Below are 24,342 nucleotides of genomic sequence, written 5' to 3'. Positions count from 1 at the left end.
TATTAATGCATGCATCCTTGATACGCAGAAAGTGTGGTTTGGTAACAAATGCTATCGCCCCAGTTCGGTCAGCGCCGCACGGGCTTTGTTGTCTATGCTGTTTTTGTATTCATGTTTTTTGAAGCTCATGGCTTTCGTGAAATACATTACAGCCTTCTGATTATCAGCCTTTTTTTGATAAATATAGCCCATTTGCAACGCCGAAGACGCAGCAAAACCACCTGCGCCTGCGTCCGCCAGCCCGAGCGTGATCGAGCGGTCATAAAATGGCATAGATTCATTCGTACGGCCGGATTTTTGAAGGATTCGAGCCATACGATAATTGAACTCGGCTTTTTCGTAAGTTGTGCCAAAACTTTTTTCCGAAACAGTCTTCATCAATTCCGATGCCTTTTTGAAAAAGCCGCCGTCGGTTGCATATCGGGCCTTGTAAAGTACTTTTTGCCTCGGACTGATTTTGCCTTCGTTAAGTTCTTTCGCGATCCTTTCAGCAAATTGGTCGGCTTCCACGATGGTACTGCCGGTTTGGCCTACCTTTTGAATATAACCAATAGCCTCCTGGTCACGGTCGGCGAGCCAGCGGCAGAGGAACATTTTGAAATAGCTATCCTTGATGTAGTTGAAGCCGGCATATTGTTTCAAAAACCGGGCGTAAAAAGCAAGAGCTTCCTCATACTCACCACTCTGCAACGCAATTTCCCCACGGAGGTAATTCAGGAAGGGGAAAGGCATATATTCCTTACCGACCGGCGCACTGGCCAGGAAAAACGAGGCTTCCTCGCTCCGGTTTTCTTTCATGAGCACCGTGGTGGCAAAAAAATGCAAGAGCAGGTTATCGGGCTGTTCCCTAGGCCACTGACGGATGCGCGCCTGCTGCTCCGGGCTCAGTTGCAGGGTGTAGGCATGTAACAGCAGGTCGATCAGTTCGGCTTCCTGTTTGAAAAACGGTTCTTCCTTTACAACCTGCCGGAGCTCGCTGATCCCTTGCGCGATGTTGCCTTTCAAGCCCAGGATCTTTGCGATCCAGGTATAGTTTTCGGGAATCGAGCCTATCAGGACGTGCAGCAGGCCCAGCGATTTGAAGGTAGGGGTAAATGCCGGGAATTTTTTGCGGTTGTCTTCCAAAAGCCGGTATGCCCTGATGATCTCCCAGGAGCCGCTCACTTCGTTACCGAATTTCAGCTTGGCAAATGCAGAATGCAAACGGATATCGGCCTGGAATAACCGCTTGTAGGGTGACTTCTCCGAAAGCTTACCGACCTGATCGAGCCGTTTGTCCTGCTGTTGAATGAAAACTTTATAGCGCGGTCTGTCTTCGGCGATGAGCAGGTAATGCAAATCTGCGTAGCTGTCAAGGTAGGCGATGAATGGGTTTTGGACATTGGCCGCCCTTTCATCGTCAATAAGTTCCCGTGCCGCGGGCAGCCTTAGTTTTTGTATTTCAAAATAGGCCTTTTGCAATTTGGGCGAAAAAACGACGTCGCCCTGTTCTTCGCCGGCAAATGCGGGCAGGAGAAAAAAAGTGAATAGAAGCAGGCATAGCAACAACCTGTAAGCCGCGTACTTGCCTTCGGGATATCTCCTGCTCATGGTAATGCGCATAAAAAAAGGTTGTCCGGATAAGACAACCTTTCAATTTAGTATTTAAATCCTAGCGGCGCTGGTGAACCGGTTGAACGCTCTCCACATCTGCAAGGATACGTCCGCAGTGCTCACAAACGATCAGTTTTTTGCGTTCACGAATATCAGCCTGGCGCTGAGGAGGAACGATGCTGAAACATCCGCCGCAAGCACCACGCTGCACATGCACGACGGCCAGGCCGTTGAGCGAGTTGTCGCGGATTTTTTGGTAAGATTTCAGTAAGCGTTCTTCGATTTTCTTGATATGTTTCTCTCTTTCAGCGATCAGCGCCTGTTCTTCGGCCTGGCTTTCTGAGGTAATGACCGAAAGTTCGTTTTTCTTCACTTTCAGGTCTTCGTTTCTTTCGTTCAGGACGGATTCCGCACGATTGGCGTCTTCTTCGATGAGGCGAATGCGGGCTCTGGCTTCGTTGATCTTCTTGTCGGCCAGTTGCATGTCAAGTTCCTGCAATTCTATTTCTTTGGTGATGGCGTCGTATTCGCGGTTGTTGCGGACGTTCATCTGCTGATCCTTGTATTTTTTGATCAGTTTTTCCCCTTCTTTCTGTGCATTTTTGAAATTGTCGATCTCGGTATTCAGATTGGCAATTTCAGATTTAAATTTTCCTAAACGCGTCTCGAATCCTATAATCTCGTCTTCCAGGTCCCTTACTTCTTCGGGAAGGTCCCCGCGGGTTTTTAGTATTTCGTCAAGGCTTGAATCGATTTCCTGAAGTTTCAGGAGAGCATCTAGTTTTTGTGCGATTGTGTTTTCCATGTATGTCTTTTATGGACTTGTTTCAATGCTTTGAAATGTGAGGTAGTCAGCCCTAATGTAAACAGATTATCAGCAGAATTCGTCGTCAAAACCGGATTTCAGGAAAAATACCGCACCGGATTAGTACTGATTTCTGACAAACAGAGTGCGAAATTACTAAATTTTCCTGATATATAGTCATGCAATAAATTTTTCGTAAATACTTCGCTTTCGTAATGTCCTATGTCACAGATCATAATGCGTCCTTCTGCATCGAAAAATTCATGATACTTGTAATCTGCCGTTACGTACACGTCGGCGGCAGCTGAAATAGCATTGCGCAATAAAAAACTGCCGGCCCCGCCGCAGACGGCCACACGTCGGATCTTCCTGCCGGTGGGTTCTGTGTATTTGATCACCGACGCCTCCATGCTATCCTTCAAATAAGCCAGAAAATCGGCTGTTTCCATAGGCTCGGGAAGCTCGCCAATCGCCCCGGCACCTACCTCCTGGTTTTCGTTTTCGAGCGCGGACATATAATAGGCTACTTCCTCATACGGGTGCGTGCGTTTGAGTGCGTTCAGCACTTGGGCTTGCAGGTGTGCGGGGAGCAGTACTTCTACCCGATGTTCGTTCACTGTTTCCAGATCGCCGCGTGCACCAATGACGGGATTCGCATTTTCCCCGGGCAGGAATGTTCCTAATCCCTCGCTCCGGAAGCTGCAATGACGGTAATCGCCGATTTCACCGGCACCCGCCTCAAAAAGTGCATCCAGTATGTTCTGCGTATTTGCGACAGGGCAGAAAAAGGCAAGTTTGTTTAGTATCTGCTTTTTGGGTGCAAGCACCTTCGTGTTTTGAAGGCCTAGACGACGGGCGATTTGCCAGTTTACACCGCCCACCACATGGTCCAGGTTGGTGTGGGTAGCATACAGCGCAATATCATTCTTAATGGCCCTGATCACCGTGCGCTCGACATAATTCTTTCCATTGAGCTTTTTGAGGCCTTTGAAAATAACAGGATGATGCGCCACAATGAGGTTGCAATGCTTTCGGATGGCCTCGTCGACTACTTCCTCGGTGATATCGAGTGTGAAAAGGATGCCCGTCACTTCGGTATCGGGCGAGCCTACGAGCAGTCCTGCATTATCATAGTCTTCCTGGTAAGGCAACGGTGCGAGTTTTTCGAGTTCGGTTAAAATTTCTTTGATGAAAGTCATAAATTTTTCTCGTGATTCAACTATTTCATTTTCAGAATATTCTTGATTGGAGGGTTATTGTTTTACAAATAAAATAACTAAATTGCTGTGTAAGGTGTTGCAATCGTAAATATTAATAGTAGTTTTGCACCACGTTTTACAAAAACGATTGTGAAACGAATCGGTTTGGTAGTTCAGTTGGTTAGAATACATGCCTGTCACGCATGGGGTCGCGGGTTCGAGTCCCGTCCAGACCGCCGATTTTTGAAGTAAGTAAGGGGTCAGCTGGTTCGAGTCCCGCCGAAGTGTCGGCCCAGCCAGATCGCCGATTTTTGAAGTTCTTTATTTAATGGTTTGGTAGTTCAGTTGGTTAGAATACATGCCTGTCACGCATGGGGTCGCGGGTTCGAGTCCCGTCCAGACCGCAGAAAGCTCGGAGAAATCCGGGCTTTTTTCGTTTTTGCCTGTTTCGTTTGGTGGTTCAGTTGGTTAGGGTACATGCCAGACTCATAGGCTTAACCGATTGATAATTAGTTTTTTATTAGGATTTTCAAACTGATAAGTTTGGGGCCTAACTTATAACTACATGAAAATTATCTTCTGGCTCGCTATCGCGCTGGAATCGGCTGGACTGGCGTACTTTGTACGTAAGGCATGGCTGCTGTTCCGGGCGGACCAGCGGTATGTGTATCCTGAATATTACCGCCAGGTTTTTTATCCGATCCTGGTGCTGTCGCTGCTGATCATCGTCAGTCTGGCTATCAAATATTATTTCCAGTCCGACAGGTCTGCCACATTTGTCGCTTTGCTTCCCCTGATTATGCTCGTGATTTTCCTGATTGTTGTGATTGTTACCGCTATCCTTGCAGCGGGGAAATGGCACTGACCAATGGTATGGTTTTCATAGTGGCCGATGTTTTTCGGATTTGTGTAATCAAAAATGAAAAACTATGAGCAACCACCAATTTCAGGAATGTATCGATGCCTGCCTGTTATGTGCGCAGGCCTGTACGCGCTGTGCCACCGCATGTCTGCAGGAAGAGCACGTTACGCATTTACGTAAATGTATCCAGCTGGATATGGAGTGCGCTGCGTTATGTCGTGCAGCGGCCGAACTTATGCCCCTTGGAAGTGGCTTTGCACCGCACCTTTGCAGGGTTTGTGCCGATGCATGTAATGCTTGCGCTGCTGATTGTGAGCAACATGCGGCGATGGGAATGGAGCATTGCCGTATTTGCGCCGATGCCTGCCGGGCATGCGCAGCGGCTTGTGAGAGGATGGCTACGCCGGTTTGAAAATGGCCATAAAAAAACACGCAGGTTTCAAAATGAACCCGCGTGTCAAATTACACTTCATCAACAAACTAAAAACCAAATAAAACTAATACGAAAAAAATCGCTTGTCAAGTTTTTTTTGCTGTAGGAGGGGGATTCGAACCACCCACGGTGCGGTTAGCTACGGTACAAATACTGTTGGTGGTCCACCCCAGTCGACTTGCGTCGGCATTATGCCGCGTTTATCCCTTATTCACCACCCCCGAGACAGGAGGGCATGGCTGCCAATTTCATCACCCTACAATATGATGTCAAACTAAGCAAAAGCGGTATTGCTACCGGCTTTTTTTTAATTTGGTTTTGCAAAACTAAAACTTCTGATCTGAATTCTAAAATATTTTCATTTAAAATTGTTAAAATTTACGATTCTTTCATAATTTGAGGTTGATTGTTGCGAAGAATTCAAACATTTAACACGAAATGCATAAATATTCAGATATTGATAATACGGACCTGCGCATCCTTTCTCTATTGATCGAGAACGCAGCGTTACCGTACACGGAAATTGGAAAGCGCGTGTTTGTGTCAGGTGGGACCGTGCACGTGCGTATGAAAAAGCTGGAACAAATGGGCATTGTGAAGGGCTCCCAGCTCGTGATCGACCCGACCAAACTGGGCTGGGATATCAGTGCTTTCCTGGGAATTTACCTCGATAAAAGTTCGCTCTACGAGCAGGTCGCTACCGAGCTGGAAGGTATACCTGAAGTTGTAAATATCCACTACACTACGGGAATTTATAGTATCTTCCTTAAAATCGTTTGCAGGGACACCGGGCACCTTCGTGAAATTCTCCACGATAAGATCCAGAAAGTAAACGGTATCCAGCGAACAGAAACGTTTATATCGCTCGAAGAACGAATCAATCGCTCTATTCCTCTGGCAGAGAGTTAGTTAAATATTTCTCTTGACGTCAACAAAAGAAATTTGTAGATTTGTATTGTATATATAAAAAACTTATATATATTTGCTGTATAAAAAACTCACTCATGGAGAATAACACAACGAGTAACGAATATGTACGGGGTACATTAAAAACCATCGTGTTGAATTTGCTCGCAGAGCACGACCGGATGTATGGTTATGAAATCACCCAGGAGGTTAAAGACAGAACAGGCGGAGCTATCGCCCTGACATTCGGTGCGCTTTATCCGGTACTTCATAAACTGGAGCAGGAAGGGTTGCTGCTGACCGAGTCGGTGGAGGTCGACGGACGTCTTCGGAAATATTACTCGCTGACGCATAGCGGAAATGAAACCGCCCGTACTAAAACCAATGACCTTGAACGTTTTATAGATGCAGTAAGGTTGCTACTGGCTCCTAAAAACCTGGCGACAGAATAAAAGAATAGGTACATGGCTAATCTCTAAACAGATCGATCTATGAAACGCCTTCAGGAAAATCGCATTGACCAAATAAGCAAGTATTTGCAGGCAAACAAGCTGGACCCGGAATTGCTTCCGGAGATTCTCGATCACCTGGCTTGTGAAGCGGAGGAAAGTCTTTGGGATGGCAAGCCATTCGAGCAGATTTACCGGGATATGGTAAAGACGGCGGATGCGCAAACCCTCCTGAATCTGAGTGTTGATCATCAAAATCTATTAGCCATGGAAAAATCTTTGAACGACATCGTCTTCGAGAACCGTAACAAATCTTACGGTGCGTATGATTTGAGAAAAGGTTATGGGCAGACTATCCAGCGATCGGTGGTAATGGGAGTCGCGTTCTTTCTGCTGCTGGTGATGTTCCCGAAATTGTATGCGAGGCTTACGCCGGATCCCAAGCCGGAGGACATCGCCTATATTGTGGAGGCTACTCCTGTCGACATAGTAATGGAAGAGCCGCCCGCACCGCCTCCAGCCAGAGAGGAGCCGGCGCCTGTCCCAAAAACAGTGAAGTCGCTGACGCCGGAAGTACTTCCTGATAGCAAGGTTGAGATGGAAGAGTTGCCGCCCGTAGTAGAAGACCTCGAATCGGCGCAGCCATCGACTGCAACAGTGGACGGGACAGACAATATTGAAGTAATTGCTCCACCGGTAGCGAACGTACCCGTTGCGAAAGAGACGGCGGTTGGTGTAGAAAAACGGGAAGAGAAAGAATTCGTGCACGTAGAACAGTCGCCCCAGTATGCAGGCGGAAACGAAGCAATGGCTGCTTTTTTACGTAAAAACCTTAAATACCCAAGGCCTGCATCGCAAGCGGGTGTACAAGGTAAAGTATTTGTACAATTTACAGTAGGTTCTGATGGAAAAATAGAGAATGCGACCGCATTGAAGGGCATCGGTTTTGGTTGCGATGAAGAAGCGGTAAGAGTGGTGAAAATGATGAAAGACTGGATGCCTGGCAAGCAGGCCGGCGTTCCGGTGAGGGTAAGGTTTACACTGCCGATCGCATTTCAACTGGACTGATCATCGCCCACTTGCGTAGATGCCTCCCTGTTATTGAACAAAATCCTCGCTTCGGCGGGGATTTTTTCGTTTTTTTGTACTATTCAAACCCCTCCGCCGGTGCGCAGGACGATGATAGTAACAATGTGTAACCAATTCAGTGTAAGTAATTAATGTATGCAATAGTTGATATTGAAACCACGGGTGGAGGAGGAGCTGCACGCATTACCGAAATCGCTGTTTTCAGACATGATGGTGCCCGTATCGTCGATTTTTTTCATTCTTTAATCAATCCGGAAATCTACATTCCGCCGTTTATCACCCGCCTCACAGGCATTGACAATGAAATGGTGAAAGATGCACCTACATTTTATGATGTTCAGGATGCTGTGAGGGGAATGACGCGCGACGCCTGGTTCGTAGCGCACAATGCCAAGTTCGATTATGGCTTCATTAAGAGAGAGTTCGGTGCGCTGGACGAATACTTTCAGCGCGATTTGCTTTGTACTGTTCAGTTGAGCCGGAAAATCTTCCCCGGTCTGAAATCGTATAGCCTTGGCAACCTTTGCGAAAGTCTGGAAATCATGATCGAAAACCGTCACCGGGCGCATGGCGACGCCGAAGCGACTGTGCGACTTTTCGAGAAACTGCTTCTGAATGACAGGCAAAAGCTTATCCCAATGGACCTCTACCAATAAGCGTTAGTCGCCCGATCTTTTCATGGAATGGTTTTTGAAGGTTAATGAATATCACTAACCTAAATATTTCCTTCTCATGAAAGCTTACATCAATCTTCTGATAATCCTCCTTTTGTCGTTCACTTTGACTAGCTGTGAACTGATTGGCGACATTTTCAAAACTGGTGTCTGGACAGGCGTAATTCTCGTGGTGGGCATTATAGCGGTCGTAATCTGGCTGATTGCCAAGGCATTTGGCGGCGGCTCGCGATAGCGGTTTTTGAAAAGATCTTAAATGAGATATAAAAATCATGCAGGTGCTTGCATCTGAAAATTCTCCGTTTCATCTTTGCACTCCTCAAATGAGGGCCGGTATATCCAACGGGAATGCCGGGAAGTCTTGAAATGGGGGATTAGCTCAGTTGGCTAGAGCGCTTGCATGGCATGCAAGAGGTCGTCGGTTCGAATCCGATATTCTCCACAACACATCAAATACCTCGTGAAAACCTCCCTTTCCGGGAGGTTTTTTTGTTCCATATGCGCGTACCAGGTTCCATTTTCAGGATTTTATCCAGATCACTAAAACCGACAGACTACATTATTACCGGTATCGACGGAAAGCAGTGGACCGTTGAACCGCGCCAAAAAACTGAGACGGAAGCGAAAGTCCCGATCGATCAGTTTCCGGAAGTACGGGCGATCGTCTCCAAATATGGCGGCTGGGGTAAGGTGCCGACGTTCTCAAATGCTAAAATGAATGACTGGCTTAAATTGTGCGCCGCCGAAGTAAATATGAAGCTCGTGCCTGCACAAAGGATTTACCCGGAATTGTCGGTAAAGCATGGCCGTACTTCATTTTGCGACTACTGTCTGAACGAGTTGGGGCTTTCTCGTGAGTCAATTCTCACAATGATGGGCAGGATCTCGGCCGCAGAACTCGATCGTTATGTCCGGAGCGACGAAAGGGCGGTTATTGCTGCCTTCAAAATCAGCGAAGCCGCACTTGCTTCATAACTGACAGAGGGGCGTCGTCGTCCCTCTGTTTGAATCTAGTAACCATAAAAACCCCTCGACTTTTTTAGAAGCCGCGAAGATAGTATCGAAGCCATCCCTGTTTCGGACGTTTTCCGCCACTGTAAAGCACTTTTGCTTCATTCCATCTACAATATATTTTGTAAAATGGTGGTCGGTAGAATTTCAACGTGCTTATCCAATCGAAACGATAACCTAGTTTAATAGACCACCACCGTTTTATCGAGGCCTCTTCTGTGTTAAAAATTCTATTAATCTGGGCTATTTCGTCTTGATTCTTTGTTGGTGTCCATTTTTCGCTCAATATTAGATAATTGCGTACTAGCGCAAGCTTGGCCTCTTCAATGCCTAATCGTTGGTTAATGATCATCGCATAATTCACAAAAATGGTGCAAACTAAGACCACGATGATAATGACGAGCCGATTCGACGAAGGAGTGTTGTCGATGTAGTTTACCGTATATAAATAACTTATCAATGCTCCCAGAATAAGAGACTCTAAAAACCTCACGTTTCTAAACTTATTGTCATTTTCTTCTTCTAGCCATTTCAATGAGCCGAAATTCAAATAACTGGCATTGATTCGTGCTTCTTCTAAGAGTTGATTTACTTTAATTTCTAATTTGTGTGTACTTTCTATTTCGGGGAAATACAACCAAATCAACTCAGCTGAGTATCGAGAGTGAATCGCTCCATAAAATGATAAGTTTATTGGAATTAGAGCCCCAAGAAAGTAAATAACCTTGTTAATAAAGTAGGAAAACGCTATCAAAATCAGTACTACTAGAATGGGAATGATGCTGCTAAGATAAAGACTATCGATCATTTGCTTTATTTTCGAAACTTCTAATGAAACTAAAAACCGGGTCACTTCATTTCGAATGCAATATGTAAGTACGCCGAAGGTTACAAAATGAGCAATAACAGCGAATATCGCCAACCTGACTATCGGAGGAATGATAAATTCGAGAGTGTCAGTCACTGCACTTCTAAGTTCGTTGACTACCATATGTTGTGATAATGTTTTTTTCGATCTAAATCATCAGCTCTTTTGCGATTGTACTCTAATCCGAAAGGCATGCTTGAATAAAGTCGCGCCCAAATGGTGTAATCTCAAATATTAAGCGGACAATTTTTGCTTCGAACTGTCGCCCTTCTTTTTCGCTTTGCTGTGCGGCAATATCTTTCATAGTTCCAATGTCTTCGCTATAATAATCCTCCAGTTGCCGATAATCATCATCTCGATTCGCTAAAGCGTCATTCCGGAAAGCGAATATTCCGAGCCTTTCCAAGTTCCGAAGATAAAGTTCAATATTGTTAGGGAAGTGCAGCGCAAGCGTTTTTTCGAAGCCGGTAAGCCTTGACAATGGGGTTCTGGTAAAGGCATATCTACCGGCATCATGCTGTTCCATGAAGTGAACTTCCATGTCTATACATGGGATTGATTTCTTGGTTTTGAGGCTTTGAAGGATAACCGCTTCATCCCTCGACAAATCTGAAAGCGTTGATATGAAGGCGGGGTGTACCTTGTGAATTGAATCGTCAAATGAGGCATTAGTTAACAAATTGATAAACGCTTCGGCAAGTTCTCCTTGTGATAAAAAAGTAAGTTTTTGCAAAATTGGAACTCCAAGAAATGCGGGCACTTTGCTAGGTTCTTTACGCTTTTCGTTCAATTTTTCTTCGTACTGCCTTAGATTGCTATCGAGGTAAACTACAACCCTTTTTTTTGCGTGCAGTAAGGGCAATAGCGGTAGAGTGACCACTTCGATAATGTCCGCCAGTGCCCGTCCAGCCTTTTGTAAGCCTGCTTGTGCCAGATCTTCATAGACTTTATCGACTGGAATTTTGTCCAATGCTTTATCTACGATCGTAGTGATTTTGCCTTCCATTTAGTTGTAAATCAGGAGTTTAATGGCTAGTTTGAAAGTTGCACCATAAATTGAGGAAATAATTGCATAATTTACTGATTTGCAGAGTGATAAATTTTTCTTTTACCCAAAATTTGCCAAAAATCTCTCGATCGACCCCGCCCTTTATCTTTTTGGAAATTTCCATTTTTCAAAAATTCGAATAGCTGTGAGGAGTAAGGGGGGATACTAATGCCACCCCCGGGGTGACCCCGGGCGATTCCCCCGCACCCTCCTGTGCGCGCCCGCTCGCGGTGGCGGGTCGCCGTTCGGGCTACTTGAACTCGATGTCGAAGTCGCCGTCGATCGGCCTGATACCTGCGAGGCACCGCCACGCCGCGTAGTAGTCGACGGTGTCCGATAGATGCGTGGCTCTCTCTTGGTCATCGTTCGACTGCTCGCTCTTCTTGTCCTTCTTGTAGTCCGCAGTCAACGGTGCCCGCCGCATCGATACGATCGTGCGTTTGGGCTTCGACGGGATGGAGGCGCATGTGCATACCGTCTTCCCTTGTCTCGCTTAGTATCCCTTCCATGAGCTTATGGATCTCATCTTTTAAAGGATTATAGGTAAGCGGGCAGAGTAAAACATCCCAGCCTGCCTTTATCAATACTTGCCAAACTCATCATCCGTTCCCCACCGGAACCGTAGGGCAGGGAGGAAAACACGGAAATCAGCCAGTGCAGATTCGAGCCATTCCCTCTTAAAGAGCAGGGCTTCATCCAGGAAAGCATAGTCGTCGTGGTTAAAGCACCAAAAAGCCACCTACAATCACGCGTAAGTGGCTTTTCATTTCCAATTCGTGCATTCTATTGCTTCACAATCTTAAAGGCTTGTCCATGAACTTTAACAAGATAAACTCCCGGTTGGAGTGCGCTGATATTTACCTCCTTTCTGAACCCGGTGGCAGATCCTGATGCAGGCATTTGAGCAGCCTCGCCATTGGTCACACGAGTACCATTGAGGGTAAATATCTCAATCGAATCCAGTTGCCTGGTCGATTCGATGCGAAGCAGGTCGGTCGCTGGATTGGGGTATACACTGATTTTGACATTTGCATCAAACCTGACCGAAACCGTTCTCGAAAAAGAAAAGGCATTGTCGCCACGGTCCGTTGCCAGGTCGATTTGTTTCAGTCGGTAGTAGTTTACACCCGGCAGGGGAGTCGGGTCGGTAAAGTTATACCTGACCAACACTTTGCTTTCGCCCGCCGCATCGACTCGTCCGATTGCCTCGAAGTTTTTAGCATCGCTGCTTCTTTGTATCTCGAAATGCGAGGCATTCTTTTCCTCGGTCGTTTCCCATTCGAGTAAGCTCGTGTTTTCAGAGGCCCGCGCCGTGAAGCTGACGAGCGTCACGGGAAGCGGCGGCTCCGAACTGCCGATAGCGAGGGCCGTGATGGAAACCCCCGCCGGTATGACGCCGCTCAGGATACTGTTTTCGATATTTCCGGTTGCATTGGAACCGGCGGTCAGTGAAAGCCACTGTGTGCCGTCCCAACCGGCAAGCCGTAAGTTGGCTGGCAGAGTGAACCCGGAGACGTCCGGAATGGAAACAGTCACCGTGATATTATCGTCGCTGCCTGCCAGGTTAGCCCAATCCCAGAAACCTGCCGGGCTGATCGCTTTCAGGGTAGACGCCAGCGCTGTAAGACTGTGCGTACCGCCGTCCGAAGGGTCAGTTACAGTAGCGGGGCTTCCGGCAAACCATGCGGTACCGATCGTAGCTGCCGCTGTGGGAGCCGAAATGGTAACCTTTCGCAGGTCGGTACCGCTGCCAACGGGAAATACGAACGCGTCGTTACCAGCCTTGGTTACGTAGCCGTTGACGTGCTGCGCGTCCGCATCCCCGCCCGTATAGGTAGCGCCGTCACCGAAATGAAGCGCGCTGCTAATGTGTGTATTGCGTACTGTTGTAGTGATACCGTTGTTGAACTGCAAACTCCCTGTGATGTTTACGCCCTGGGTGTTGGTGATGGCCATCGTATTCGCAGTCCCGATGTTGAATTGCGCGTTCGAAAACGAGGGCGCTACGCTGCCGCTGATGGCACCGGTGGCAAGGAAGAGGTCCAGGCTGGCCGTCGAGGTCCAGGGGCCGTCCACTTGCAACAGGTTGTTGCCGTGTTCGTAGGTCGCATTGTTCGTCAATGTGACGGCACCATTCGCGAGCACGATCGTGCCCCCGGGGGAGTAGTCGCTGAAATAGCCGCCGTCGACATTCGCAGGGGCGCCGGCACCACCGTAGGTCGTGTTTTGCGCCCTTACGTAGCCTGCCAGCGCGGTAACCGTTACCACAGAGATCAGGGTTAATAGGTTGAGTCGTTTCATAATGGCTGTTTTTAAATGAATGGAATGCATGGAAGCTATTTGCTGACAGCCTTTGTGCCGCCGTGGGCCCCTTTAACCCCCATTATCTGCTCCATTTGTTTCACACGCTCTACTAACTGAGCGGTAACAGCCTGGGTGTCTTTCAATTCCCGGTTCTCGGCTTTCAGCGCCTCAATTTGCGCCTGTTGTTCCTGTATGGCTTTGGTCAATACCGGGATCAGCTCCGTGTAGGAAACGGAGAGCGTTTTATGCGCATCATTCCCTTCGCTTACCAGTGATGGCAGCACCTTTTGAATTTCCTGCGCTACGAATCCGATCTCATGGCGGTTGTAGTCCGAAGCTTCCACGCTGTTTTTCTTATCATACTCCACAGGGCGCAGGTTCATTACCGTGCTCAGACCGTGACGGGTACTGCTGATATTGCGTTTCAGGCGGACGTCGGAGGTAAGTACCACGCCATTGGCACGCACGGAGGCGGATGCATTAATGTCGCCCACCACATCCAGTTGATAAGCCGGTGCCGTAGTGCCGATTCCCAGTCTTCCGATATCGGTCAGGCGCATCCATTCCGACGGCGTTTTTCCATCGATCCAGCTTCCGTTGGTGGCCCATATAAAACCAATTTCGTTGCTGTTGATACGTGTATTGTTACGGTCGGTGATGAATACCATATTTTCCCGCGCTTCCACATATAGGTTATTGCCCGGTAGTCCCAATGCGGGATACATATAAATCCTTTCGGCGTCATCGTTCTCAGCCCAGCGGATGCCATACCTGGGTGAAAGGTGCATATTCCCGAGACTCACATCCAGCTTAGCGCTGGGGTGTGGCGTATCCGTGCCGATGCTGACGGTCCCGTCCGCGAGGATGCGCATACGTTCGGCCGCATTCGTGCGCATGACGAGCGGCTGCGCATCTGAGGTGCCCAGGTAGTTGGTAGCCGGGTTGGTGGCTGCATTACCGGTAAGTCCCCAGCCGCTGGCGCCACCGCCTGATGCCGACAATACCCCATTGGCTAGGGAAAGGTTAGCACCCAAAGTAATATTGCCTACATTACCCGTGCCGTCGCGACCCGTGATGAAAGTAGGTGTTCCCGCGCTGCCAGCAATGCGCGCCGTACCGTTTACATCCAGCTTGGCAGCTGGCGCGGCAGTGCCGATACCTACATTACCATTGCCCTTAATGCGGAATAGTTCTGTCCCATCCCCGTTTTTACCGCCCGCAAAAAATGCATGGTCGGCACCGGGAACCGTGTGGTAGTTAAACTGATTCGAACTGACACCAAAACCAACATGGTCATTGGCGCCGCCGTCGAAAAATGAAAGTTTGGGGCCTACTGCCGAAGCAAAAGCAAGGGGCACAAGTGGTACCGGGGTGCCGATACCGATGTTACCCGTGGGAGTGATTCTCAATCGTTCCGCTGAATTCGTACGAAGCAGTAGTGGTTGCGCGTCGGTAGTTCCGAGGTATTGAATGTTTGGGTTAATGCCCGTATTGCCTGTCAGCGACCAGCCCGAAGATCCGCCGGATGCCGACAGCACGCCTGACGTTAGCGACAAACCTGCGCCCAGGCTGATATTGCCAATGTTCCCGGATGCGTCGCGGCCGGTAATGGCATTGGGGGTGCCGGTGCTGCCCGCGATGCGTACGGTTCCGTTCACGTCGAGCTTTGCAGCTGGTGTGCCTGTACCTATACCAACATTACCATTGCCCTGTATACGCATGAGCTCAGTGCCGTCTCCGTTTTTTCCTCCGACATAAAACTGATGGTTAGCGCCAGTCATGACATGGTAGTTGAGCTTACCGCCTGTAATGCCAAATCCATAATTTTCTGTCGCATTGCCCCCATCATACAGCGATATTTTCGGGCCTTCCGTCGAGGCAAATGACAACGGCACAAGCGGTGCCCCATTGTTGATACCGATGTTGCCTGCTGCCGTTATCCGCAGGCGTTCCAAAGCATTTGTCCGGAATACCAACGGTTGCGCATCCGAAGTGCCGACGTAGTTTGTAGCCAGATTGGTGCCCGCGTTGCCGCTGAGGTTCCACGCATTGCTGACACTGGAAGACGTCCATATCGGTGCGGCCGGTGTGCCTGTGTTTACCTGTAATTGGTTCGTGGTAGTATTGTAGATTATTAAAGCAGTTGCGGGGTTTACGATCGCATCTCGCTGCGCGGTGGTGAGCCGTGGTGCCAGCAAACCTTTGTTGTTACCCGTTCCGCTGGTTACTTCCAGCATGGCGCTGTTGTCGGGCGCTCCGGCGCCGCCTACTTTGGTTTGGGCATGGGTTTGAAAGGATATTGCAAGCAAAGTGCCTGCAAGCAGTGCGTAGGACTTTTTCATAGTAGAAACGATTAGTTGAGCTGAAATTAGCAGCGTCAAAATTGGCGGTTGGCCGCGAAGTGGTTTGTATTGAAGTGTAAGAACTTTTTGTAATAAAGCCCCTCTCTTACTTGTAGTTATTCGTAGAATGTTTTTGTAGTTATGCCAATACAAAATCGATGTATATTGTGTAAAAATTACCTACAATATGCCTTGGCTTGCCACCCGAATCACTGCCTTGCTCTTCATTGTTTTTTTAGTGGCATTTAACGTGTCTGCTGCAATCTCAGATTACCATATCACGCATTATACCAGCCAGAACGGATTACCACAAAACAGCGCCAAGGGCATAGAACTGGATAAGGACGGGTTCCTGTGGATCGGCACCGAAAGCGGACTGGTGCGCTTTGACGGGCAGCGGTTCAAGGTATACGATGCCGATCATTTTCCTTTGATGAAATCCAACCGGATCAGGAGCGTGGCGCTGGACACAGCCGGATTGGTTTGTTTCGTCGATGAAAGCTGGGCCAAGTTAACTTTCGACAACAAAGGCCGGATGCAGCAAATAACAGACAAGGCTTATCTGGGAAGAATCGCCCGGTTTCAAAAGGACTATCTCGCAGTCCAGGACTACTCATTGTCATTATTTTCCGGAGAAAAGCTTCGCTGGGCCATGGTTTTGCCTGAACTGGTGTATAATTCTTCCGTTAGTTTCTGGGCAATACGGAAGCTTAAATGCTATGTCCTTGTAAAGCCCGGAGTGATATCGTGTATCGATGCCGACAAGAAGAGAACGACGGTCAGGATAACCGGCTTACCCGCAAACCATTCCCCTCGGGTTCAGGGCCTTTTGGAACAGGATAGCCTGCTGTTTTATCACACCGACAAGGCTATTTACCAGCTTACGGACGCCGGTCACAATGAATTGAAGGCTACGCTGGTCTTGGAGGCAGATTTGTCGGAGGTTACGATTTTTCGCAGCTACCCCAAACTGAACATGTACGTGATAGGGACAGGGACGCACGGCGTGTCCATTGTGCGCCGCAAGCAGTTTGCAGCTTATAGGCACACCAATGGGTTCGGCAACTTTTACCCGCAGGTGCCCTACGGCGACTCGGGCGTGCTTACTGCTTATGGTCTTCTTTACCCGGGAGCGTCGCGTTTAGGATATCCTTTCAATGTAGGGCCGTTTCAGGGCGTGCTCAGGGACAGGCGTGGGCATTACTGGATGGATAGGGTGCATGTCATATCCGATGTCTCGTTCAGGGTTTTATTGGTTGAGATGGACGAAAACCTGCGTGAATTGAGGGCGTTGCATAACCGATTGGGGAGCAGGTGTATCCGGGAATCGCCCGACGGCCGCATCTGGATATTGACCTCTGCCGGGCGGCGCCTGAGGTATGTGGATGGCGACTCCCTGCGATGGTTGCCCGAGCATTGTGGCCCCGAACAATCGGTGCAAACTTTTTTACCCGCCGATAACGAGCATTTCTGGATCGCTGGAGCGCGGATTATGGCTCAATTAAATGTGAAAACCGGAAAGCAGATTCACTATAAAAGCCTCGAAGATTATAACATCGAAACCTTACATCTCGATCGGAACAAGGTGCTTTGGGTTGGTACTACCGGCAAAGGTTTCTATGCGATCCGACAGGGCCGGGTCATTAAGCTGCCATTGGATAAGAAAGGCTCGCTCAAAGATGTCCATTCATTTATGGAGGACCACAGCGGATTTATGTGGATGAGTACCAATAATGGTTTGTTCCGGTGCAGAAAGGCCGATCTCGACCTTTTCATATCAGGAAAAGCCAGGGAGGTCTATTACCAGTGTTTCAAACAGGAATCGGGCTTTAACACGAATGAGTTCAATGGCAGTTGTACCCCTTCCGCTGTCGTTTTAGGTAATGGTAAATTTTCGTTCCCATCCATCGACGGGCTGGTCCAGTTTTACCCCGATGCGATTCAGGAGTTGCTTCCCGTCAATAAAATCATGATTGACAAATTATTGATTGACGGGAAACCCCAGTATTCCGGCGGACAAGCCATTGAGCTGGATCCTGATTTCAAATACCTGGAAGTGCAGGTTGCATCGCCGTTTTTTGGAAATCCCGCCAATCAGCAATTGGAATACAGGCTCACCGGACTGGACAGTGCCTGGCAGCCGTTGAAGGAGGATAACACCATGGTATTTAACAGTTTGTCGCGCGGCAATTACAGCCTGCAACTCAGGAAGCAGGCGGGTTTCGGTGTCAATAATGTCATCACGACGAGCATTCCGCTGTTCGTCCGTCCATTTTTTTACCAGACATTTTATTTTAAACTGATTATCCTGCTCGCGATCGCATTGCTGATTTATATGATCGTCAAATTAAGATATGCCTACCTCCTTCAGCGTAACCGTGAACTGGCTCAGGAAGTGGCGTCGAGAACGGAGCATTTGAACAATGCCAACCGACTCAAAGAGAAAATGCTAATGATGGTGGGGCACGATTTGCAATCGCCGCTGCATTTTTTGGGATACCTGTCGGAAGCTAATTACGAAGCGGTAATGTCCGATCAAACAGAGAAAGCGGGCTCAATAAGCCAGCAAATGAAGAATACAAGCCGGAAAATTTATGCTTTCGTCGACGAATTCAGTCTTTGGGCAAGGGTGCAGGACGAACAGTTTAATTTGAAGAAAACCGCTTTTTCGCTGACATCACTCGTGGAGGAACTCGAAACTTTTTCCAAGGAATTGTTGAAACTCCATGACAATGCTTTCGAATTCAAAACAGAAGAAGAGTATGCGTTGTATACCAACAAAGAGCTGTTGAAAGCGATACTGCGTAACCTGATCGAGAATGCGCACAAGCATACACGTGGGGGGACGATCAGCATCCATTGTAGCCGGGACAGCGACGTCACTTGCGTCATCCGCGTATCGGATACGGGCAAAGGTATGCGGCCCGATGTGCTCCAAAAGATCAACGAACTGATCGGAAAAGCCGGGACAGTCAGCGAATTCGATTCCGGAGAGCGGCTGGGATACCAGTTCATCAGCGACTTTGCGGCCCGTCTGAACACACGATTAACGATCCAAAGCACGGAAGGAGAGGGGACCACGGTTATGGTTAGTGGTATTCCGCTGCACCGGGTGGGGCGTCAGGAAAAAGTGGCGGTCAAAGCCCGTAAAGGAGGGACAGTTCGGTAAGGTCTTTGTGGTGTTCGATGTTCAGCTTCTCAAACAGGCGCTGTTTGAGCGTATTCACTGTGCCGTATTGCACCTGCAGCATCTCGGAAATCTGTTTCTGGGAATATCCCTGTACAAGATGCATCGCCACCTGAAACTCCCTCGCGCTCAGCCGCTCGAAAGGGTTAGCCCTTTTCCCGTCAAGCGATTCCTGTACCAATGCATCCCCCAACTCCTGGCTGACGTACTTTTTGCCGGCTAGTACCGTATGTATGGCTTTCCTGATTTCTTCTTTCTGGGCATCCTTTTTAATATATCCATGCGCTCCCAAGTGGATAAAGCGTGCGCCGTACAAGGCTTCGTCATTCATGGAAAGAATCAGCACACGGGTGCCGGGATGGAAGTTCCTGATATGGTGAAGCAAAACATTAGGGTCGGTGTCGGGCATTACCAGGTCCAACAAAAGCAGCGAATATTCGTTCTGCTTCATCAGGGCCTTGACACTCTCCGCATCCCAGGCTTCATCGGACTTACAGCCTGGAAATGTGTCCTGGATCATCATCGTCAACCCGAACCGGACGATATCGTGATCGTCGGCGATTAAAACTCTGTTCATAGCCGATGCATTTAGTGCGTAAATATAGAATGTTTGTCACTTTCTTTTTACGTCTATTTGTCTAATTTGTTCGATCGTTTCCTACTAAGCCGATGCTATATCACTTCACTTTCTCAATTCCGAGAACCCGGGCATCGAATTGCTTCTCAATTTGAACAGCAATGCCTTTTTCAATTAATTCTTCCCATTGTAAACGCCCATATCCTTTCCGTTCTCTGGCGAGAATAGCCGGTACTTGCCGGATGCGTCAGCCAGGGGAAATGCAAACGTCCGGGAGTTTTCCACCGATCCATTGCGGAAAAAGAATAACACGCCACCCTGTTTTTCTTTGTTGAATTTGTAAACGCCGTCCCAGTTACTCATCGTTGGCCGCTGGAAAATGTCGGAAACGTACGAGAAGCGCGTAAACTGGTATTTCTTATCCATCATTTTAAACCAGGTGTTCCATTTCAGATACCATGGTTTGAGTTCTTGCGGAAGCTTTCTCGAATCGCCGACTAGGATTGGTTTGACGGACGCCAGCGACAGGAATGTATATTTGGAATAGGGCGAATCCGCTGTAGGGGCGCTAGGCGAAGCGGGAACCGTAGTTGGTGTATAATTCAGATTGTTGGGAAGAAACTGGTACCAGGTTAAGCCGTTCGACTTCCAGATCGGCAATGGCAATGGGTTTCGGGCCTTTATTGGTGATGCTGAGCTGCTTTCTGACAACCGGCAGTTCGTCGTAAACCATGTAGTTTAAATCCACTACTACATTTTCTGCGTCAGAGCCTTGCTTACCAACCAGTTGTATAGTTACTTTCTGACTTCCGTCACCGGTTCTTGCCGATGTATGCTTGCTGTATTTAAATAATCCATTCGTGCCGTTACTGCTCGCGGGCGTACCATTAATTGTAAAATAAAACTCCTCCGAGCCAGGGCGACTGTAATCTTTGCTCGTCAGAAGATGCTGGAAGCGCGATGTGTAGAAAGAATTATCACCAATAGTGAATTTTCTTTCCAGGAAGCGGTTTTTGATAACAAGCGAATCTTGTGAAAACGCATTGCACGACGCGAGGACAGCCAGTATGGCGACCCGGATTAGTTTGTAGTACATAGTAATGTGTATAGTTATTATTGACTATTTAACTAACTATGAAATAACCATAGTAAGGGTGAATTTAATAAAATCTTAAGAACAATTTAAATTTTAAACAGATTCTCAATGAAGATGTAAGCTGGTCTTTGAAAAACCCTGATATTGCAGCTTCTTAATTCAAGACGTTTAATCTATGTCACAGAACTTATTCGATTTTGGGATGATTGGACTGGGTGTAATGGGCCGAAACCTGTTACTGAACATGGCCGATCATGGTTTCTCTGTTATCGGTTTCGATAAGGACGAAACCAAAAATTCTGCTTTGGAATCCAGTGCCACCCCGGGCACAACCGTTAAGGGCGTTTCAGAACTTGCCCAGATGATCCAGCTGTTGCAACGTCCCCGCAAGGTGATGATGCTGGTCCCTGCCGGTCAGCCGGTCGACGATGTTATCGCATCCCTGTTACCGCTTCTTGAAAAAGGCGACGTTATTATTGACGGAGGAAACTCCCATTATACAGATACGCTCCGTCGTGTGAAATACCTCCGTGAAAAGGATATCCATTTTATGGGAATTGGCGTTTCAGGCGGTGAAAAAGGTGCGCGTACCGGCCCGAGTATTATGCCGGGCGGCGATAAGGAGGCTTATGCGCACGTGCAGCCAATGCTGGAAGCGATCGCAGCCAAAGTGAACGGCGAGCCTTGTGTGGCTTACCTCGGAAAAGAGGGCGCAGGCCATTATGTGAAAATGGTGCATAACGGTATCGAATATGCGATCATGCAGCTCATCAGCGAATCGTACGCGATCCTGAAAAAGGCCGGTTTGAGCAACCAGCAACTTCACGAAGTATTCAAAAGCTGGAACGAGGGCGACCTGCAATCGTTCCTGGTGGAAATTACCGCCGATATCTTCCTGCAAAAAGACGACAAGACCGACGCTCACCTGGTTGACGTGATCTCCGATAAGGCAGGTTCTAAAGGAACCGGTAAATGGACTTCGCAAGACTCGATGGAGCTGCCGGTGGCTGTTCCGGTGATCGATACGGCGGTGGCAATGCGCACGCTTTCGGGTTACAAGGATGAAAGAGTAGTTGCTGCTGAACTATACGGCGCGAGCAATGCGATTTCGGAAGAAACCCAGGTACTGATCCAGCAGGTGCACGACGCGCTGTATTTTGCCACTGTTCTGGCTTACGCACAAGGACTTGCCATGTTGTTTCAGGCTTCGAAAGACCTGCAAATGGAAATCCCGCTGACCGACGTAGTGAGCGTTTGGAGAGGTGGTTGCATCATCCGTTCGTCGCTCCTCAGCGTGTTTACGAACGCCTACAAGCAAACCCCGGAATTGTCCAATATTCTGTTGAACCAAGAGGTAGCTGCATTGGTTAAGTCTGTGGAAGGTAATACGCGAAAATTGATCGCCTTTGCCGCCCAGTCGGGGATCCCGGCTGCTGCATTGATGTCGTCGCTGGCTTATTTCGACGCATACAAAACAGCGTATATGCCGACGAACCTGATCCAGGCGCAACGCGATTATTTCGGCGCACACACCTACCAACGTACCGATATCCCAGGTACTTTCCATACAGAATGGGGTCAACAATAAATCAGAAATTTTATGCAAAGCAATAAACGTCCCCCTGCCTCGGTACTTTTCATATTCGGCGGAAGCGGGGACCTCAACTACCGGAAACTCACTCCCGCGCTCTATAACTTGTTTTTGGATAACTGGATGCCCGATCAATTCGCGATCGCAGGTATCGGCCGGAGTGCTTATTCCAATGAAAAATACCATGAGCACCTGCTCGACGGCGTGACGAAATTCTCGCGCCGCAAAGGCAAGCAAAATGGTCACTGGACGGATTTTACGCAGCACGTTTCGTACCTGCAAATGGATGGCGACGACGCGGCAGCTTACCACAAAATCACCGATCTGGTAAAGGAAAAAGAAGAAGAATGGGGTGTGCATCCCAATGTAATATTCTACCTCGCAGTTGCGCCCCAGCTGGTTCCTTCTATCGCTCAGAAACTCGGTGCATTGAAGATCTGCGGAGACAAGGGCACAACCCGTATTGTAGTTGAAAAGCCTTTCGGGCATGATCTGGAAAGCGCCCACGAGTTGAACCTGCTGCTTTCAAGCATGTTTGCAGAGGAGCAGATCTTCCGCATCGACCATTACCTTGGTAAAGAAACAGTACAGAACATCCTTGCGCTCCGTTTTGCCAATGCATTGTTCGAGCCGCTCTGGAACCGCAACTATATCGACCACATTCAGATCACGGCTGCCGAAGCGGTAGGTCTGGAAGGTCGCGGAGGCTACTTCGAGCACGCTGGTGCATTGCGCGACATGGTGCAGAACCATATTCTGCAAATTCTATGTATGATCGCGATGGAGCCGCCGGTATCGTTCGATGCGAATGAAATCCGTAACAAAAAGGTGGACGTGCTGAATGCGATCCGTCGCATTACCAAGGAGCAGGTGCACGATTTTGCCGTTCGCGGACAATATTCGGGTGGTTGGAAAAAAGGCGAGAAAGTGGTCGGTTACCGTCAGGAAGAAGGCGTGAACCCGCAGTCGAATATCGATACTTTCGCGGCTGTGAAATTCTATATCGATAACTGGCGCTGGCAGGGGGTACCGTTCTATGTAAGAACCGGTAAATACCTTAACCAGAAAGCGACCCATATTACCTTGCATTTCAAACAGGCGCCGCATTATGCATTCCCGCCTGAATCTGCTGAAACATGGCGTTCCAACCGTCTGACCATCAGCATTCAACCTAATATGGACATCAGCATTCGCTTCCAGGCCAAGCGCCCGGGGCAAACAATGATGCTCGATCCAGTGGATATGACTTTTGATTACGACGCAGTAGCAGGCGAGCACGCACCCGAGGCGTACGAAACGTTGCTTCTGGACGTAATGGAAGGCGATGCGACGCTCTTCATGCGTAACGACCAGGTGGATGCAGCATGGCGCGTGATCATGCCCGTGCTCGAAGCATGGGAGAACCGTCCGCCACAGGACTTCCCGAACTATGCGCCGGATTCATGGGGCCCGGATGCCGCCGATGCACTCATCGCCCGCGACGGACATACCTGGCTTAACCTGCCACCGACCCCGTAAGCTATGGAGTTGCATATCGAGAAGGATACCAAAGCATTAAGTGCCAGCCTTGCTGAATGGATTAATAATTACATTCAGCAAGTGCTTGCAAAGCAGGACCGCTTCACCTTCGTTCTTTCGGGTGGAAGCACGCCGAAAGCTCTGTACGCATTGCTGGCCGAATCGCCTTACAAAGAATCGATTCCCTGGGAAAAACTTCATTTTTTCTGGGGTGACGAGCGTGCGGTTCCGTTTGAAGATTCAAGGAATAATGCCAAAATGTGTTATGATGAACTGTTGGATAAAGTGCCTGTAAAGGCTGAAAACATCCACATCATGCGCACGGACATTACCCCTGAGGAATCGGCAGCCGAATATGAGGAAATAGTTAAAACCTATTTCGAAGGCTCCGAAACCACTTTCGATTTTGTACTGCTTGGAATGGGGGATGATGGCCACACATTGTCGCTCTTTCCCGGAACGGAAGTGATCCACGAACAGAACGCACTTGCTACTTCCTTTTTCCTGCAAGCTCAGGACATGTACCGCATTACCCTCACGGCCCCGGTCGTAAATGATGCGGCGTGCGTGGCCTTCCTGGCAGCAGGTGCGGGTAAAGCCGAGGTTTTAAAACAGGTTTTGAAAGGAGAAAAGAATGTAGATCTCTATCCGTCGCAGATCATTCAGCCTGTAAAAGGGCAGTTGCATTGGTTTGTCGATGAGGCTGCGGCTGCTCTGCTTTAAGCATTATATTATTATTCCAATGCTGCGAAGCGCGTCGATCCGTCGGCGCGCTTTGTGCTGTTTATGG

Annotated in this window: 22 protein-coding genes and 3 tRNA genes; 15 read left to right on the top strand and 10 right to left on the bottom strand. The window is 48.5% G+C overall.

What is annotated here, in order from left to right; genetic code table 11:
- Window positions 1-51: 51 nt before the first annotated feature.
- The 3 genes from AAHB90_RS21065 to AAHB90_RS21055 form a co-directional block, all read right to left on the bottom strand.
- Entirely contained in the window at window positions 52-1,602 is a 1,551-nt protein-coding gene (locus AAHB90_RS21065) for a tetratricopeptide repeat protein (protein WP_342087178.1), read from the bottom strand.
- Between the two features lie 49 nt (window positions 1,603-1,651).
- A complete protein-coding gene (locus tag AAHB90_RS21060; RefSeq protein ID WP_342087177.1) occupies window positions 1,652-2,398 on the bottom strand; it encodes a zinc ribbon domain-containing protein in 747 nt (248 codons plus the stop codon).
- Between the two features lie 98 nt (window positions 2,399-2,496).
- Entirely contained in the window at window positions 2,497-3,597 is a 1,101-nt protein-coding gene (locus AAHB90_RS21055; protein WP_342087176.1) for a Nif3-like dinuclear metal center hexameric protein, read from the bottom strand.
- A gap of 162 nt (window positions 3,598-3,759) precedes the next feature.
- Here AAHB90_RS21055 and AAHB90_RS21050 point away from each other — a divergent pair.
- The 11 genes from AAHB90_RS21050 to AAHB90_RS21000 all read left to right on the top strand — a co-directional run bounded on the left by AAHB90_RS21050 (window position 3,760) and on the right by AAHB90_RS21000 (window position 8,985).
- Window positions 3,760-3,833: transfer RNA gene (locus tag AAHB90_RS21050), tRNA-Asp, on the top strand.
- Window positions 3,834-3,927: 94 nt separating this feature from the next.
- Window positions 3,928-4,001, top strand: a tRNA-Asp gene (locus AAHB90_RS21045).
- Between the two features lie 161 nt (window positions 4,002-4,162).
- On the top strand, window positions 4,163-4,462 hold the full coding sequence (locus tag AAHB90_RS21040; protein WP_342087175.1) for a hypothetical protein: 300 nt from the start codon (window positions 4,163-4,165) through the stop codon (window positions 4,460-4,462).
- Between the two features lie 239 nt (window positions 4,463-4,701).
- Entirely contained in the window at window positions 4,702-4,998 is a 297-nt protein-coding gene (locus tag AAHB90_RS21035; RefSeq protein ID WP_342087174.1) for a hypothetical protein, read from the top strand.
- Window positions 4,999-5,330: 332 nt separating this feature from the next.
- Window positions 5,331-5,801 carry an Lrp/AsnC ligand binding domain-containing protein gene (locus tag AAHB90_RS21030; protein ID WP_090156641.1) on the top strand — a complete coding sequence of 157 codons (471 nt, stop codon included), beginning with the start codon at window positions 5,331-5,333 and terminating at the stop codon, window positions 5,799-5,801.
- A 95-nt stretch (window positions 5,802-5,896) separates the two neighbouring features.
- Window positions 5,897-6,250, top strand: a complete 354-nt coding sequence (locus AAHB90_RS21025) for a PadR family transcriptional regulator (protein WP_342087173.1) — start codon at window positions 5,897-5,899, stop codon at window positions 6,248-6,250.
- 39 nt (window positions 6,251-6,289) lie between these two features.
- Window positions 6,290-7,315, top strand: a complete 1,026-nt coding sequence (locus tag AAHB90_RS21020; RefSeq protein WP_342087172.1) for an energy transducer TonB — start codon at window positions 6,290-6,292, stop codon at window positions 7,313-7,315.
- Between the two features lie 152 nt (window positions 7,316-7,467).
- On the top strand, window positions 7,468-7,992 hold the full coding sequence (locus tag AAHB90_RS21015) for a 3'-5' exonuclease (protein WP_342087171.1): 525 nt from the start codon (window positions 7,468-7,470) through the stop codon (window positions 7,990-7,992).
- Window positions 7,993-8,068: 76 nt separating this feature from the next.
- Window positions 8,069-8,245 carry a hypothetical protein gene (locus AAHB90_RS21010; protein WP_342087170.1) on the top strand — a complete coding sequence of 59 codons (177 nt, stop codon included), beginning with the start codon at window positions 8,069-8,071 and terminating at the stop codon, window positions 8,243-8,245.
- 133 nt (window positions 8,246-8,378) lie between these two features.
- Window positions 8,379-8,452: transfer RNA gene (locus AAHB90_RS21005), tRNA-Ala, on the top strand.
- 56 nt (window positions 8,453-8,508) lie between these two features.
- Complete coding sequence (locus AAHB90_RS21000; RefSeq protein ID WP_342087169.1) at window positions 8,509-8,985, top strand: hypothetical protein; 477 nt, start codon at window positions 8,509-8,511, stop codon at window positions 8,983-8,985.
- A gap of 64 nt (window positions 8,986-9,049) precedes the next feature.
- On the opposite strand, the gene AAHB90_RS20995 is transcribed toward AAHB90_RS21000, so the two are convergent.
- The 4 genes from AAHB90_RS20995 to AAHB90_RS20980 form a co-directional block, all read right to left on the bottom strand.
- A complete protein-coding gene (locus AAHB90_RS20995) occupies window positions 9,050-10,012 on the bottom strand; it encodes a hypothetical protein (RefSeq protein ID WP_342087168.1) in 963 nt (320 codons plus the stop codon).
- A 55-nt stretch (window positions 10,013-10,067) separates the two neighbouring features.
- Window positions 10,068-10,895: a DUF4393 domain-containing protein gene (locus AAHB90_RS20990; RefSeq protein WP_342087167.1), complete on the bottom strand. Its 828-nt coding sequence runs from the start codon at window positions 10,893-10,895 to the stop codon at window positions 10,068-10,070.
- Window positions 10,896-11,720: 825 nt separating this feature from the next.
- Window positions 11,721-13,238 carry a T9SS type A sorting domain-containing protein gene (locus AAHB90_RS20985; RefSeq protein WP_342087166.1) on the bottom strand — a complete coding sequence of 506 codons (1,518 nt, stop codon included), beginning with the start codon at window positions 13,236-13,238 and terminating at the stop codon, window positions 11,721-11,723.
- A 35-nt stretch (window positions 13,239-13,273) separates the two neighbouring features.
- A complete protein-coding gene (locus AAHB90_RS20980; RefSeq protein WP_342087165.1) occupies window positions 13,274-15,583 on the bottom strand; it encodes a tail fiber domain-containing protein in 2,310 nt (769 codons plus the stop codon).
- Between the two features lie 187 nt (window positions 15,584-15,770).
- Here AAHB90_RS20980 and AAHB90_RS20975 point away from each other — a divergent pair, with 187 nt between their 5' ends.
- On the top strand, window positions 15,771-18,752 hold the full coding sequence (locus AAHB90_RS20975; RefSeq protein WP_342087164.1) for a two-component regulator propeller domain-containing protein: 2,982 nt from the start codon (window positions 15,771-15,773) through the stop codon (window positions 18,750-18,752).
- On the opposite strand, the gene AAHB90_RS20970 is transcribed toward AAHB90_RS20975, so the two are convergent.
- From AAHB90_RS20970 to AAHB90_RS20960, 3 genes are all read right to left on the bottom strand, one after another.
- Window positions 18,721-19,347 (bottom strand): response regulator transcription factor, encoded by a 627-nt coding sequence (locus tag AAHB90_RS20970; protein WP_342087163.1) that lies wholly within the window; start codon window positions 19,345-19,347, stop codon window positions 18,721-18,723. The genes AAHB90_RS20975 and AAHB90_RS20970 overlap by 32 nt on opposite strands.
- A 174-nt stretch (window positions 19,348-19,521) precedes the next feature.
- Window positions 19,522-19,776, bottom strand: a complete 255-nt coding sequence (locus AAHB90_RS20965; protein WP_342087162.1) for a hypothetical protein — start codon at window positions 19,774-19,776, stop codon at window positions 19,522-19,524.
- 139 nt (window positions 19,777-19,915) lie between these two features.
- Complete coding sequence (locus AAHB90_RS20960) at window positions 19,916-20,443, bottom strand: hypothetical protein (protein ID WP_342087161.1); 528 nt, start codon at window positions 20,441-20,443, stop codon at window positions 19,916-19,918.
- Window positions 20,444-20,618: 175 nt separating this feature from the next.
- On the opposite strand from AAHB90_RS20960, the gene gndA reads away from it, so the two are divergent.
- From gndA to pgl, 3 genes are read left to right on the top strand one after another with little or no spacing between them, the layout of a single operon-like run.
- On the top strand, window positions 20,619-22,031 hold the full coding sequence (gene gndA, locus AAHB90_RS20955) for an NADP-dependent phosphogluconate dehydrogenase (RefSeq protein WP_342087160.1): 1,413 nt from the start codon (window positions 20,619-20,621) through the stop codon (window positions 22,029-22,031).
- Window positions 22,032-22,043: 12 nt separating this feature from the next.
- Entirely contained in the window at window positions 22,044-23,552 is a 1,509-nt protein-coding gene (zwf, locus tag AAHB90_RS20950; protein ID WP_342087159.1) for a glucose-6-phosphate dehydrogenase, read from the top strand.
- A gap of 3 nt (window positions 23,553-23,555) precedes the next feature.
- A complete protein-coding gene (gene pgl / locus AAHB90_RS20945) occupies window positions 23,556-24,275 on the top strand; it encodes a 6-phosphogluconolactonase (RefSeq protein ID WP_342087158.1) in 720 nt (239 codons plus the stop codon).
- Window positions 24,276-24,342 lie beyond the last annotated feature (67 nt).

The sequence above is a fragment of the Dyadobacter sp. OTU695 genome (genome assembly GCF_038440355.1).
Classification (GTDB): domain Bacteria; phylum Bacteroidota; class Bacteroidia; order Cytophagales; family Spirosomataceae; genus Dyadobacter.
Note: the sequence above shows the minus strand (reverse complement) of the source record. Positions and strands in the feature narration are given on the sequence as shown.